Consider the following 13,405-nt stretch of genomic DNA (forward strand, 5'->3'; position numbering starts at 1 on the left):
ATGGATCAGTTACCTACCCAATACGGCCCCGCCGCCACCGACTCGCGCTCGATCAGGCAGGCCGGGAAGCTGGGGCGCTTGCTCAGCTCGCCGCCGTCCAGCATCGACAGCAGGCGGTTGATGGTCTCCTGGATCATCTCGGTGACCGGCATCTTCATGCTCGACAGCGACGGCACGGTATAGGGCGCCAGCGGGATGTCGTCGAAGCCGATGACCGATACCGCTTCCGGCACCGCCACGCCGCGCTCCGCCAACCGCTTCATCGCGCCGATGGCCATCTCGTCGTTGCCGGCGACGATGGCGCTGAACGGCTGCCCGCCGGCCAGCAGCGCATCAACCGCCGCCACGCCGCTTTGCGCGTGCCATTTCCCCTCGACGATCAACGCCTCGTTAACCGCGATGCCCTGCTGAGCCAGCGCGGACTTGTAGCCGGAAAGCCGCTCCAGCCCGGTGGGGGAATCGAGCGAACCGGTGATAAAGGCGATGTCGCGATGGCCGCGGGCGATCAAGTGCGCCACCGCCGCCGCGCCGGCGGCGTGCTGATCGCTGAAGATGCAGTAGCTGTCGTTCAGCCGCAGCCGCCGGTTGATCACCAGAATCGGCTGGCGGTGTTGGGAGACGATCTCGTCCATTTCCGCGATCGACAGAAAACGCGGATAGATGATCACCCCGTCGCAGCGCAGATCCAGCAAAAACTGAATGGCGGCCCGCTCCTCTTCGGCGGTGTGCTTGCCGTCCGCCAGGATCAGCTGGCGGCCGTTCGCCTCCATGATGCGCGCCGACTGCGCCATCAGTTCGCTGAAGTAGTTGCCGCTGTAGAGGGTATTGGTGACCACCAGGCCGAGGGTTTGGGTGGTGTTGGTCGCCAGGCTGCGCGCCAGCAGGTTGGGCCGATAGCCGGTTTCCGCGATGGCTTTAGCCACCAACGCGCGTTTCTCCTCGCTGACATAGCCGCTGCCGGACAAAACGCGCGACACCGTCGCCTTTGAAACGCCGGCCTTTTTCGCCACCTCGAGTATCGTTGCCATCTGTGCGCCGCCAAAATCCATGGGTTCAGCGCAGTCTACCCAAGACGCCCGGCGTTTGGAACGCTTTCACGCCCCTGAGCGTCGGTGCGCACTAACCTCTGACGATCCAGATCACGAAAACGAAACGCCAAAAATCATAGTTCTTGCCAACCAATAAATACCAATACATGATTTTGTGAAACCGGTTTCTTATGGGCGTTTCATACGGATGGAACGACGGATCGCCCAGGCAGTAAATATGCGCCTTTGGGCTATCCGAATTGCTATCTGAGAGACGACACGCCATGCCGAAGAACTACGCAGAGATCTCGCACGCCATCGTGGCCGCCCTGGGCGGCGCGGGCAATATCGAGGCCGTGACCCACTGCATGACCCGCCTGAGATTCGTGGTGAAAGACAAAACGCGGATCGACACCCCGGCGCTGAAGGCCATCGACGGCGTGCTGGGCGTAGTGCACAGCGGCGAGCAGTGCCAGGTGATCATCGGCAACGAGGTGGCCAAGGCCTATCAGGCGGTGCTGGCGCTCGGCATGCCGGGCGCGGCGGCCCCCGCCGCCCCGGTGAAACGCCAACTCACCCTGAAGGGTATCGGCGCCGGCATTCTCGACGCGCTGGTGGGCACCATGTCGCCCCTGATCCCCGCCATCATCGGCGGCTCGATGGTGAAGCTGCTGGCGATGATCCTGGATATGGCCGGGGTATTCGAGAAAGGCTCCTCGACCCTCGTCATCCTCAACGTAATCGGCGACGGCGCGTTCTTCTTCCTGCCGGTGATGGTCGCCGCCTCGGCGGCGCTGAAGTTCAAAACCAACATGTCATTGGCGATCGCCATCGCCGGGGTGCTGGTGCATCCCAACTTTATCGATCTGATGGCCAAGGCGGCGCAGGGCCAGGCGGTGGAATTCGCCTTCATCCCGGTGACGGCGGTGAAATACACCTACACGGTGATCCCGGCGCTGGTGATGACCTGGATCCTGTCGCACATCGAACGCGGGGTGGATCGCATCACCCCGGCGGTGACCAAGAACTTCCTCAAACCGATGCTGATCGTGCTGATCGCCGCGCCGATCGCCATTCTGCTTATCGGGCCGCTCGGCATCTGGATCGGCAGCGGCATCTCTGCGCTGGTCTACACCGTGCACGGCTACCTGGGCTGGCTCTCCGTGGCCATCATGGGGGCGATTTGGCCGCTGCTGGTGATCACCGGCATGCACCGGGTGTTTACCCCGACCATCATCCAGACCATCGCCGAGACCGGCAAAGAGGGCATGGTGATGCCTTCGGAGATCGGCGCCAACCTGTCGCTGGGCGGCGCTTCGCTGGCGGTGGCGCTGAAAACCAAGAACCGCGAGCTGCGCCAGACCGCGCTGGCCGCCGCCGCTTCCGCCATCGTGGCGGGGATTTCCGAACCGGCGCTGTACGGCGTGGCGGTGCGCCTGAAACGGCCGCTGATCGCCAGCCTGATCAGCGGCTTCGTCTGCGGCGCGGTCGCCGGCATCGGCGGGTTGGCCAGCCATTCGATGGCCTCGCCCGGGCTGTTCACCAGCGTGCAGTTCTTCGATCCGGCCAACCCGGTGAGCATCGTGTGGGTAGTGGCGGTGATGGCGCTCTCGGTGGTGCTGTCGTTCGCGCTCACGCTAATGCTGGGCTTCGAGGATCTGCCGGAAAACGCCGCCGCACCCGGCCAAACCGCACCGGCGGCGAACGCCGCCAGCGCAACGCATTGAGACACCAGAGGATTGCATGTCCGATTCAACATTCCCGACAGGATTTTTATGGGGCGGCGCTTTAGCCGCCAACCAGGCAGAAGGCGGCTATCGCGAGGGCGGCAAAGGGCTGACCACCGTCGATATGATCCCGCACGGCCCGCACCGCATGGCGGTCAAACTCGGGCTGGAGAAGCGCTTTAGCCTGCGCGACGACGAGTTCTATCCCAGCCACGACGCCATCGATTTCTACCACCGCTACCGCGACGACATCGCGCTGATGGCGGAGATGGGCTTTACCGTGTTCCGCACCTCCATCGCCTGGAGCCGGATTTACCCCAACGGCGACGAGCTGACGCCCAACGCCGAAGGCATCGCCTTCTACCGCAGCCTGTTCGAAGAGTGCCGCCAATACGGTATCGAGCCGCTGGTGACCCTGTGCCACTTCGACGTGCCGATGCACCTGGTGACCGAATACGGTTCCTGGCGCAGCCGCAGGATGGTGGAGTTCTTCACCCGCTACGCCCGCACCTGCTTCGAAGCCTTCGACGGGCTGGTGAAATACTGGCTCACCTTCAACGAGATCAACATCCTGCTGCACAGCCCGTTCTCCGGCGCCGGGCTGGTGTTTGAAGCGGACGAAAACCCCGAACAGGTGAAATACCAGGCCGCGCACCACGAACTGGTGGCCAGCGCGCTGGCGACGCGCATCGCCCACGAAGTGAACCCCGCCAACCAGGTGGGCTGCATGCTGGCCGGCGGCAATTTCTACCCGTGGTCCAGCAAGCCGGAAGACGTGTGGGCCGCGCTGGAGAAAGACCGCGAGAACCTGTTCTTTATCGACGTGCAGGCGCGCGGCGTTTATCCCTCCTACGCCGCCCGCGTCTTCCGCGAGAAAGGCGTGAGCATCGCGATGGCACCGGAAGACGCCGACATACTGAAGCACACCGTCGACTTCGTCTCCTTCAGCTACTACGCCTCGCGCTGCGCCTCCGCCGACATGAACGACAACAACAGCAGCGCCGCCAACGTGGTGAAATCGCTGGCGAACCCGCACGTGCCGCGCAGCGACTGGGGCTGGGGCATCGATCCGCTGGGGCTGCGCATCACCATGAACATGATGTACGACCGCTACCAAAAGCCGCTGTTCCTGGTGGAAAACGGCCTGGGCGCGCACGACGAATTCAATGCAGCAGGCGAGATTGAGGACGACTACCGCATCAGCTACCTGCGCGAACACATCCACGCCATGGCCGACGCCATCGACGACGGCGTGCCGGTGCTGGGTTACACCACCTGGGGCTGCATCGACCTGGTGGCCGCCTCAACCGGCGAAATGAGCAAGCGCTACGGCTTTGTCTACGTCGACCGCGACGACCAGGGCAACGGCACTCTCGCCCGCACCCGCAAGAAATCGTTCTGGTGGTATAAGAAGGTGATCGCCAGCAATGGGGGGGATTTGGGGTAGGTTTGGGCGGTGGGGTTAGCGTGGGGTGCGGAGGGCTTCCAACCTAAGTTGATTGCCTTCCTGCTGTACAGCGAATTCGGCGACGAATTCACGCGCAGAGGGAAACTCACCCGCCTGCTGTTTCTTCTGGGAGGCCAGCTTCGCGGAGAAATGGTACTGCTGCCCCGGCGTAAATACGTAGCCCTCATCAGGGACGCACTGATTGGGGGCGATATCCCGCAACGGATCGAAGAATTTGAACGTGCGGCTCTGTGCCTCATCCAATCGGTAGATCGAGATGCCAGCAAGTTTTTCGTCTCCCTGCGGCTGAACGGTGATGCATACTTTGCCCTCACGCAGGCTGGCGGTAGCGGGATAGTCTACGGGGATACGTTCGCCTATCGACGGGCAACCGGCGAGCAGGAAGGGGAATGCGAGGGGGAAAATCCGTTTCATGATTACCTCAAACGCTGGGACTTCATTTGGTATGCGTCAATGACTTCGCGAGGGCACTACGCACCTGCTGCAAAAACGCGGGAACCGTTGTGCCCCATAGCTCCGGGCTGAAGGTAAAGCCGAAACGTTGTCTGAACAATGACCCCACATTATCCTGCGCCAATAACGCATCTATCTCATTGACCAAAGCCTCGCGCTGCTGATGAGTCGCCAGACGAATGTACTCTGCGATCAGCGCAGTAATATCGCCCTCTGCATTTATCAGGTCATAATCTTGGCCAAAATAAACGACGATCAGGTTATCAAGTTCGCAGGTTTTCATCGGCTTATCTCGCAGGGAAGGCGCTAAGGATAAAATCAGGTTTGCCACTACTGCGTATGAGCTCAATTACAACGCCAGGCCGCGATCCAAGCTCGAATAACTCGGCATCCACTGCGTTAATTAAAGCTACCCCAGCTTTAGCTCTGCTTTTCGTTGCAACATGGCAATGAACGCTACCGCGGTAGTGCCCCAGCTCTCCGGCACGAACTCATCTGAAAAATGCTCCGCCATGCCTTCGTTTATACGCCCTGCATAAGTAGCCTGAAACTCTTTAGTCTCCTCGAGGATATCGCGGATGACTTGACTGCCATTTTGCTCCAGGAAGCCGTCAATCACCCCCTCGGCCGTTTCGGCATCAGTAAACAGATCATAATCCTGACCGAAGTAAATACTGAATAACTTACTGAGTTCGCTGAAGTCTCCGTGCAATCTCATCATTACCTCAAAAGTCGGGAAACGCTGTCAGTATGAAGTAGGGTTTACCTTGAAACTGCTGATAGTGCAACACGACCTTTAATCGTGATGTTCTCACTAATTGCGTTGAATTTTTACTCAGGCCATAACCAATATCGCTGGACATAATATGGGTCAATTCAAGATTTGGCCTTCCCGCAGGATTCGTGGCCCACAGTTTTATCCACTCTTTATTTGCTTTTAACGCCGAGCTGACGGCGACCTCCGCGGCCCCTAATGATTTAAACGAAGAGGCCTTGTTCACTCGTGGATTTTTTAAACGCTCTAACAGTTGCTCTTTCGTCACCCCAACATGGCGTTTAATGGTATGCCCACCCGGTTTCATCCCCGTAGGGGACTCATGCTCAACCAGCTTAACCCGCCCCATGCGCACGGATGCGACTCGGGCTGCGCCAACCGCTCCGGCAAAGACAAAAGGCACTGCAGTATCGACCGTTAAACCGACGTTATAGGCCGTTTCTCGATCGGCACCCAGTGTTTGCGCCAATAAAACGGCAGACTGATAAGTATCGGTAGTTGTTGGATGCCCGGTAATCATCTGATTGGAAGCGGCTTTGATGCTGTCCAGGCTATGCGTTCCCACCACCACACACCCAACTTTGGTGATAAACGTCGGATCCGGCGCATAACACAACACTCCAGCCCCCATCAGCTCAACGACACCACCGGCAAGCCCCAAACCGCCAAGCAGACGGTTACTGAGCGTTTCACCTTCAGTGACACTCTCATCAGAAAGCACCGCCGCAAGCTGCACCGGCGACAGGGCAATACGCAACTCATCTTCATTTGCCATGTTCGTTCATCCGTGAATGAGCAAAGCCGTATGATTAACATAAGCTCTAGAAAGGATAAATACTGGAACGGTTAACGTCCCGCGATCGCGAATAAAGCTTATCCACCATAATATTCATTTAGCGACGGCATGTACTATTTAATATATTCCCGGTGTATATATAGGCAATATTTTCAGTGTCTAAGACTACTGTGAATAACTGCGATCTGTATTCCAATCCTAAAAGTAAATTAACTGTAATTCCATACAGATTATTTTTTCCTTTTACTGATAACGCTATAGTTTTTCCGCTGCGGCAAAATCCGTAGCCGGAGTTAGCGTTCCGAACACTTACACAAGGCAGCATTATGTATATAATGTTGGGGCTTTAAACATCCAGAATTATGGTGGCCCAAGTGGGGGCTTCGCAAGAAGCGCCGGTTTCCTTCGTGTCCGGTAACGCTAACTCCGCTTGGGCTACCACCATGGGTTTAGCGTCTCATGTGGTAGTACGCATACTCCACACAAAGGATAAAGACACATGGAAAATGTCGCCATCACCGAAAACACCACAAGCACCCTCACCCTCTATCGCCAACTGTTTAACCACCTCGATCTCAGCGCTTTCAATCCCTCAGAGCTCTTAGACCTCGCCGCACTCTCTGCCGAGCAAGCGGAAGGTCTGTGCCACGGCCTGATGCTGTTCGGCCACTTGCTGCAAGAGCACCCACAGTTGGATGCCGAAGACTGGGAGCAAATTAATCACTATCTCATCGCTACAGCACATCTGGTTCCTGCGCTTTGTAACCTTTATGGGCGAGCGTTGCGGGAGATGGAAACCTGCGGCTAACGTAAGCGACAATCAGGGCGATGCTTATCGCCCTTCCTAATCACGCTTTTCCAATAGATCTGACTGACATATCACAACAAAAGCATTCATCAAGGTAGGCATTTCCTCCCCTACCTGGCATAGTTAACGCATTCGGTAAATCGATGAGTTAACTGCTGGGTATTGATGCATACTGCTCTCGTCAGCAAGCACATTGCCCAGAGCCTACTCGGTAATGTGAGGGAGTGGTTTTGGCAACTGCAATAGAGGCGTTATCTTCAAAAGAATCCGTTTTAAAAGCCATCGAAGAATATAAAAAAATTGGCCGCGATGAATTTTTAAAACAACATAAAATAAAGCGATTTAAAAAACTCACCCTTCTTTATAATGGCGAGAAGTACGACATCCGAGGCATTGCCGCTAGAGCATACAGTGAGCAGTATGGTTATCCGTTTAAGGGAATCAACGCCGATAGCGGAACGGAAAAAGCCATCCAATATCTCAAAGATCTCGGTTTTGAGCTCGCCGAAACGCCACATCCTTTTGACTATTTAACCGAAGGCAAGCTGTACACACGCAAAGCGCTTATCGAGCTCTACGGCGGGCAGCTGCAAGGCGGTATCTGGACCCCACGGGAATTCCCGGTGATCTTTATCTTCACCGGAGAAAGTGGCGAAACCTACGGCTACAAAGATGGATGGACAGCTGAAGGCAGCTTCTCTTATACGGGAGAAGGCCAAAAAGGCCCTATGGAATTTATTCGGGGTAATAAATCCATCCGCGACCATAAAAAAGACGGCAAAGACATCTTCCTGTTCGAAGACAACAAGAAAGAAAAAGGCGTTCGCTATCTTGGCATGTTCGAGTGCGATTCTTGGGATCACATTCAGTGCTTAGACTTCGAAAATAACATGCGACAAGGCATTACCTTTAACCTGTTCAAAGTCTCATCACTGCACGCGGTTGAAGAAGAACCAGAAACCGATGAAGCTGATACACAGACAGAGACGCTCGAACAGTTGCGCAAGAAGGCACTTCAGTCCTCAAAGCAATCAGGCCAGCGCCAACAGAGTGACAGCAAAAAATCCTGGTTCAAACGTAGCGAAGACGTAAAAAAATACGTGCTGAAGCGCGCCAATGGCATCTGCGAAGCCTGCGAGCAGCCGGCACCGTTCAAGAAAAAGAACGGCGATCCCTACCTCGAACCCCATCACACTAAACGCCTAGCCGACGAAGGCCCCGATCACCCGCAGTGGGTGGGCGCCATCTGCCCAACTTGCCATCGGCGGATTCATAGTGGAGTGGATGGGAAAGAGGTGAATAAGCAGCTGATGGTGAAGTTGGAGTTGAAAGAGGCTGCTATCGGTTAAAAGTTGCCTGCAACAGCGTGCTAACTGTCAACTTCAAAACCGAGTTTGTGCAGTATCATAGGAATAATAAGGAAAAACAGGGAACCTCAGCATGTCAGTACCTACCTACGACCAATTCATCGAGCCAGTGCTTCGCTTTTTGGCAACCAAACCCGAAGGCGCACTTGCTCGAGATGTGCAAGATGCAGCAGCAGACATACTCAACCTAAACGAAGAACAACGGGCAGAGACCATTGCCAGCGGCCAATTGGTTTACAAGAACCGTACCGGCTGGGCTCACGATCGTCTGAAACGTGCAGGGATCTCACACAGCTTATCCAGAGGCAAATGGTGCTTAACCCCCAAAGGCATCGACTGGTTAAAGCAGCATCCAAACCCGCTCACTGCAGCAGAAGTCGAACATCTCGCTTTGGCTTATACCAACGTCAAACTTCAACAAAATAGTGATGCGGTGGATTTGGACCCGGTTACAAAACCCCTTCTCACCGAAGCGATGTTAACGAATAGCCCAGACGACCGCCTGGAACAATCAATCAAAGAGATCCGCGATGCGGTAGCAACAGAACTGTTGGAGAACCTTAGCCAGGTATCCCCAGGCCGCTTCGAAGTTATCGTGTTGGATGTGCTGCACCGTTTAGGCTACGGCGGCCACCGCGATGATTTAAAGCGTGTCGGAGGCAGCGGTGATGCGGGGATTGATGGCGTTATTTCTTTAGATAAGCTCGGCTTAGAAAAAGTGTATGTGCAAGCCAAACGCTGGCAAAACACCGTAGGCCGCCCTGAGCTGCATGCCTTCTACGGTGCACTTGTGGGACAAAAGGCCAAACGAGGGGTATTCATCACGACATCTGGCTTTACCAAACATGCCGTTGCCTACGCGCAATCGGTAGAAGGCATGGTATTGATCGACGGCAACCGATTGGTACATCTGATGATGGACAACGAAGTGGGTGTCAGCTCAACGTTACTGAAGGTTCCTAAACTCGATAGCGACTATTTTGATCAGTGATGCACTAGATGGAATGGCATTCTTGGTAAGAATCGAGACTGTAGAACGACTTGCTGCCACAGGCTCGTAAAGCTCTGCGGCTAGCAAGAAGCCCTTATGAAACGTACAATCAAAACCCTAAAATAGCCTTTTTCAAAAAAGAATTGCTTTTAACAGGACCAATTGTGAATAAACAACAGCTTGCGGCAAAAATCTGGGAATCTGCCAACCAGATGCGTTCTAAAATTGAAGCCAACGAATACAAAGATTACATACTCGGTTTCATCTTCTACAAGTACCTAAGCGACCAGCTGGTGCAATTTGTCACCAGACAGGGTATGACGCCCGAAGACATCAAAGCCCTCAATGAAGAAGACGCCGACACCGTTAAATACGTGCAAGACAACCTAGGTTACTTTATAGCCTACGATAATCTGTTTTCTACATGGATTGACCCAACATCCGAATTTGATGAATCTAACGTGCGTGATGCGCTCTCGGCCTTTAGCCGTTTGATTTCAACAAATTACAAAAAACTATTCGAAGGCATTTTTACTACCTTAGAAACAGGTTTAAGCAAACTGGGTGAAAGTGCTGGCAAACGTACCAAAGCCATCAGTGACTTACTACACCTGATCAAAAGCATCCCCATGAACAGTAATCAAGGGTATGACGTACTGGGCTACATTTACGAATACCTGATTGAAAAATTTGCCGCCAATGCGGGCAAAAAAGCCGGTGAGTTTTACACCCCTCATGAGGTCTCCGTACTCATGTCGAACATCATCGCCCATGAGTTAAAACACAAAGATACCATCAAAATTTATGACCCTACCTCCGGCTCTGGTTCATTGCTAATCAATATCGGTGAGGCGGTCGAGAAATATGCTAAAAATAAAGACAGCATCACCTATTTCGCCCAAGAGTTAAAAGCCAACACCTACAACCTAACCCGTATGAACCTCATCATGCGTGGTATCAAAGCCAGCAATATTAAAACCCGTAATGGCGACACCCTGGAAGAGGATTGGCCGTATTTTGATGACAGCGATCCTCAAGGCTCTTACTACGCCTTACATGTCGATGCAGTGGTTTCCAACCCGCCTTATTCACAAAACTGGGACCCCAGCTTTAAAGACAGCGATCCACGCTATTCACGTTTTGGCCTGGCACCTAAAACCAAAGCAGATTTTGCTTTTTTACTGCACGACCTCTATCACCTAAAGCCCGATGGCATTATGGCTATCGTGCTACCTCATGGTGTCTTGTTCCGTGGCGGTGAAGAAGGTGAAATTCGCAAGCAACTCATTGAACAGAATCATATTGATACAATTATTGGTTTACCGGCCAACATCTTTTTTGGCACCGGCATTCCTACGGTAATTTTGATACTCAAGCAAAAACGCCAAAACACCGATGTATTGGTGGTCGATGCCTCCAAACACTTTATGAAAGAAGGCAAAAACAACAAACTGCAAGCCAGCGATATCAAGCGCATTACTGATGCGGTGATTAACAGAGAGAGTATCGACAAGTTCTCGCAACTGGTGAGCAAAGAAACCCTACGCGACAACGGTTACAATCTCAACATACCGCGCTATGTGGATTCTTCAGCGGCGGCAGAAAGCTGGGATTTACACGCCACTATGCTCGGCGGTATCCCCAACAGCGAAATTGCCGAGTTAGGTAACTTTTGGCAAGCCTTCCCGCAATTGCGCAGTACTCTATTTACGCCAAAATCCGCCGCTTACAGTGAGCTAGCCATTAGCAAACAAGACGTCAACGCCAGCATTAACGGGCATCCGCAAGTGTTAGCGTTTATCAGCGCCTACAACCAAGCCCTCAATGGCTTTGATGACCACCTAAACACCCAATTAATACAAAACTGGCAAAGCGTAAAGCGTAACCAACAAGAGTCGGCATTGAGTACGGAGCTATTTGCTCGCTTAGCCCCCATAGCCTTAATCGACAAATACCAGGCTTACCAGTTTCTAAACAACCAATGGCAAATTATCAGTGCCGATTTAGAAATGATGCAAACCGAAGGCTTTACCGCCACCAGACAAGTTGACCCTAATATCGTCATCAAGAAGAAAGACGGTAAAGACACCGAAGTACAAGACGGCTGGAAAGGCCACATATTGCCCTTTGATTTAGTGCAACAAACTTATTTACGTGATGACTTACAGGCTCTGGCAGCTAAAGAAACACGCCTAGCAGAAATCGCTAGCGCGCTGGAAGAGATTTTAGAATCTCTTACCGAAGAAGAAAAAGAACAAGATACTGTCAAAGAAAGCAAGGACGGTTTTGCCAATGCCGAAGTAGGTAAAGCCGCCAAAGCCTTATTGAAAGAACAAAAAGACAGCAAAGTTAAATTTGCAGAAGAAAGCTATGAAGCCAAAATCATTCGTGCAAGCAAATTAGTCGATGAAGAAAAAACCCTGAAAAAAACGGTCAAAGATGCGGCCACGGCCCTGCACTCAAAAACCAAAACAGCTATCGAAGAATTAACCGATGAAAAAGTGAACAGCCTGCTGCACCTTAAATGGATTGCGCCATTAAGCACCGAACTCACCGCCATACCAAACGCCGTGATTAGCCAACTCACTAGCCAAGTGCAAGCCCTTGCTGATAAATACGCCGTTACCTATTCGCAAGTGGCCAATGAGATCAAAACCACCGAGCAAGAACTGGCGAAGATAATGGGTGAACTCACGGGTAATGAGTTTGATATGCAAGGCTTGGCAGAGCTCACCAACTTATTGAAGGGTGAATAAGATGAGTGTGGAGAAAAAAGTGCCAGAAATTCGCTTCAAGGAATTTAGTAGAGAGTGGGAAAATAAAAAAATTGGAAGAATTTTAACTGAAATAAAACGCCCCATCGAATTAATGGATAACACTTCATATCAACTAGTGACAGTAAAACGCCGTAACGAAGGTATAGTGCCCAGAGCAGTACTTAAAGGGAAAAACATATTAGTTAAAAATTACTTCAGTGTTGAAGCGGGTGATTACCTAATTTCAAAGCGGCAGGTTGTTCATGGCGCAAATGGAATTGTGCCAGACAATCTCGATGGCGCAGTTGTATCCAATGAGTATCTTGTTGTCACAGATAGCGATGATATAACTGCTAGATACTGGACTGTTATCTCAATCAGACCTGAAATGCACAAACTATTTTTTATTAGCTCCTATGGTGTTGATATAGAAAAATTGGTGTTTGACGTTACTGATTGGAAAAATAGAACAATCTTCATTCCACAGGTTACAGAGCAAAAAAATATCACTGACTACTTCCAAAAGCTCGATAGTCTAATCGCTCAACACCAAAAAAAACATGATAAACTCAGCAGCATTAAAAAAGCCATGCTGGAAAAGATGTTCCCCAAACAAAGCAAAACCATCCCAGAGATTCGCTTTAAAGGGTTTAGTGGGGTGTGGGAAGAGAAGATGTTAGGTACTGATATCGCTGAAATTATTGGGGGAGGAACACCCAGTACGTCAATTTCTGAATTTTGGGACGGTGATATTGATTGGTATTCACCTACTGAGATTGGAGAAAATGTATATGCGGAAGGTAGTCAGAAAAAGATTACACCTCTAGGTTTGAAAAGTTGCTCAGCAAAGATACTTCCTGCTGGTAATACCGTTCTCTTTACTAGCAGAGCGGGCATAGGTGACATGGCTATCCTTACAAAACCAGGCTCCACTAATCAGGGTTTTCAATCACTTATAGTTAAAGGGGGTTATTCACCCTATTTTATCTTTTCAGCGGGTAAACAAATCAAAGATTTTGCGCTTAAACATGCATCTGGCTCCACTTTTTTAGAAATTTCAGGTAAGCAACTTGGGCGTATGAAAATTCTTATGCCTAGCTTAGAGGAACAAACCGCCATCGGCAACTATTTCAAAAAACTCGACAACCTAATCAACCAGTACCAACAACAAATCACAAAACTCAACAAAATCAAGCAGGCCTGCTTAAGTAAAATGTTTATCTAACAGGAAGCGCC

The 13,405-nt window shown here is 52.0% G+C and carries 13 protein-coding genes; 8 read left to right on the forward strand and 5 right to left on the reverse strand.

Annotation, left to right across the window (positions count from 1 at the left end; translation table 11 throughout):
- Positions 1 to 5: 5 nt before the first annotated feature.
- The gene (locus ACJ8HB_RS11550; protein ID WP_141240911.1) at positions 6 to 1,028 is read right to left on the reverse strand and encodes a LacI family DNA-binding transcriptional regulator; all 1,023 of its coding nucleotides are present in this window, start codon (positions 1,026 to 1,028) and stop codon (positions 6 to 8) included.
- A 284-nt stretch (positions 1,029 to 1,312) separates the two neighbouring features.
- Between ACJ8HB_RS11550 and ascF the strand changes: the two genes are divergently transcribed.
- The gene (gene ascF / locus ACJ8HB_RS11555) at positions 1,313 to 2,755 is read left to right on the forward strand and encodes a PTS cellobiose/arbutin/salicin transporter subunit IIBC (protein ID WP_047569532.1); all 1,443 of its coding nucleotides are present in this window, start codon (positions 1,313 to 1,315) and stop codon (positions 2,753 to 2,755) included.
- 16 nt (positions 2,756 to 2,771) lie between these two features.
- Positions 2,772 to 4,202, forward strand: coding sequence for a 6-phospho-beta-glucosidase (locus tag ACJ8HB_RS11560; protein WP_094859865.1), 1,431 nt, complete (start codon positions 2,772 to 2,774; stop codon positions 4,200 to 4,202).
- Between the two features lie 15 nt (positions 4,203 to 4,217).
- Here the strand turns inward: ACJ8HB_RS11560 and ACJ8HB_RS11565 are convergent, their stop codons facing one another.
- The 4 genes from ACJ8HB_RS11565 to ACJ8HB_RS11580 form a co-directional block, all read right to left on the reverse strand.
- Positions 4,218 to 4,637, reverse strand: coding sequence for a putative T6SS immunity periplasmic lipoprotein (locus ACJ8HB_RS11565; protein WP_094859866.1), 420 nt, complete (start codon positions 4,635 to 4,637; stop codon positions 4,218 to 4,220).
- Positions 4,638 to 4,659: 22 nt separating this feature from the next.
- On the reverse strand, positions 4,660 to 4,959 hold the full coding sequence (locus ACJ8HB_RS11570) for a contact-dependent growth inhibition system immunity protein (protein WP_041037699.1): 300 nt from the start codon (positions 4,957 to 4,959) through the stop codon (positions 4,660 to 4,662).
- A 126-nt stretch (positions 4,960 to 5,085) separates the two neighbouring features.
- Entirely contained in the window at positions 5,086 to 5,397 is a 312-nt protein-coding gene (locus ACJ8HB_RS11575) for a contact-dependent growth inhibition system immunity protein (RefSeq protein ID WP_141240912.1), read from the reverse strand.
- 4 nt (positions 5,398 to 5,401) lie between these two features.
- Complete coding sequence (locus ACJ8HB_RS11580) at positions 5,402 to 6,226, reverse strand: RNase A-like domain-containing protein (RefSeq protein ID WP_060423051.1); 825 nt, start codon at positions 6,224 to 6,226, stop codon at positions 5,402 to 5,404.
- Positions 6,227 to 6,609: 383 nt separating this feature from the next.
- Between ACJ8HB_RS11580 and ACJ8HB_RS11585 the strand changes: the two genes are divergently transcribed.
- The 6 genes from ACJ8HB_RS11585 (at position 6,610) to ACJ8HB_RS11610 (ending at position 13,394) form a co-directional block, all read left to right on the forward strand.
- The gene (locus ACJ8HB_RS11585) at positions 6,610 to 6,852 is read left to right on the forward strand and encodes an ash family protein (RefSeq protein ID WP_072270391.1); all 243 of its coding nucleotides are present in this window, start codon (positions 6,610 to 6,612) and stop codon (positions 6,850 to 6,852) included.
- Positions 6,747 to 7,055, forward strand: a complete 309-nt coding sequence (locus tag ACJ8HB_RS11590; RefSeq protein WP_060423048.1) for a hypothetical protein — start codon at positions 6,747 to 6,749, stop codon at positions 7,053 to 7,055. Before ACJ8HB_RS11585 ends, ACJ8HB_RS11590 begins: the two co-directional genes overlap by 106 nt.
- A gap of 224 nt (positions 7,056 to 7,279) precedes the next feature.
- The gene (locus tag ACJ8HB_RS11595) at positions 7,280 to 8,404 is read left to right on the forward strand and encodes an HNH endonuclease (RefSeq protein WP_223307177.1); all 1,125 of its coding nucleotides are present in this window, start codon (positions 7,280 to 7,282) and stop codon (positions 8,402 to 8,404) included.
- A 91-nt stretch (positions 8,405 to 8,495) separates the two neighbouring features.
- Positions 8,496 to 9,413, forward strand: coding sequence for a restriction endonuclease (locus tag ACJ8HB_RS11600; protein WP_047569547.1), 918 nt, complete (start codon positions 8,496 to 8,498; stop codon positions 9,411 to 9,413).
- A 164-nt stretch (positions 9,414 to 9,577) separates the two neighbouring features.
- Positions 9,578 to 12,169 carry a type I restriction-modification system subunit M gene (locus ACJ8HB_RS11605; protein ID WP_047569549.1) on the forward strand — a complete coding sequence of 864 codons (2,592 nt, stop codon included), beginning with the start codon at positions 9,578 to 9,580 and terminating at the stop codon, positions 12,167 to 12,169.
- Position 12,170: 1 nt separating this feature from the next.
- Positions 12,171 to 13,394, forward strand: coding sequence for a restriction endonuclease subunit S (locus ACJ8HB_RS11610; RefSeq protein ID WP_047569551.1), 1,224 nt, complete (start codon positions 12,171 to 12,173; stop codon positions 13,392 to 13,394).
- Positions 13,395 to 13,405: the final 11 nt, after the last annotated feature.

This window comes from Serratia sp. CY27727, assembly GCF_052169275.1.
Lineage (GTDB): Bacteria > Pseudomonadota > Gammaproteobacteria > Enterobacterales > Enterobacteriaceae > Serratia > Serratia sarumanii.

Bases quoted from the DNA above. Each gene is read 5' to 3' on its own strand.
- ACJ8HB_RS11570 (WP_041037699.1), bottom strand. From the start codon at position 4,959: ATGAAAACCTGCGAACTTGATAACCTGATCGTCGTTTATTTTGGCCAA.
- ACJ8HB_RS11560 (WP_094859865.1), top strand. From the start codon at position 2,772: ATGTCCGATTCAACATTCCCGACAGGATTTTTATGGGGCGGCGCTTTA.
- ACJ8HB_RS11575 (WP_141240912.1), bottom strand. From the start codon at position 5,397: ATGATGAGATTGCACGGAGACTTCAGCGAACTCAGTAAGTTATTCAGT.
- ACJ8HB_RS11580 (WP_060423051.1), bottom strand. From the start codon at position 6,226: ATGGCAAATGAAGATGAGTTGCGTATTGCCCTGTCGCCGGTGCAGCTT.
- ascF (WP_047569532.1), top strand. From the start codon at position 1,313: ATGCCGAAGAACTACGCAGAGATCTCGCACGCCATCGTGGCCGCCCTG.
- ACJ8HB_RS11585 (WP_072270391.1), top strand. From the start codon at position 6,610: ATGGTGGCCCAAGTGGGGGCTTCGCAAGAAGCGCCGGTTTCCTTCGTG.
- ACJ8HB_RS11610 (WP_047569551.1), top strand. From the start codon at position 12,171: ATGAGTGTGGAGAAAAAAGTGCCAGAAATTCGCTTCAAGGAATTTAGT.
- ACJ8HB_RS11565 (WP_094859866.1), bottom strand. From the start codon at position 4,637: ATGAAACGGATTTTCCCCCTCGCATTCCCCTTCCTGCTCGCCGGTTGC.
- ACJ8HB_RS11600 (WP_047569547.1), top strand. From the start codon at position 8,496: ATGTCAGTACCTACCTACGACCAATTCATCGAGCCAGTGCTTCGCTTT.
- ACJ8HB_RS11550 (WP_141240911.1), bottom strand. From the start codon at position 1,028: ATGGCAACGATACTCGAGGTGGCGAAAAAGGCCGGCGTTTCAAAGGCG.
- ACJ8HB_RS11590 (WP_060423048.1), top strand. From the start codon at position 6,747: ATGGAAAATGTCGCCATCACCGAAAACACCACAAGCACCCTCACCCTC.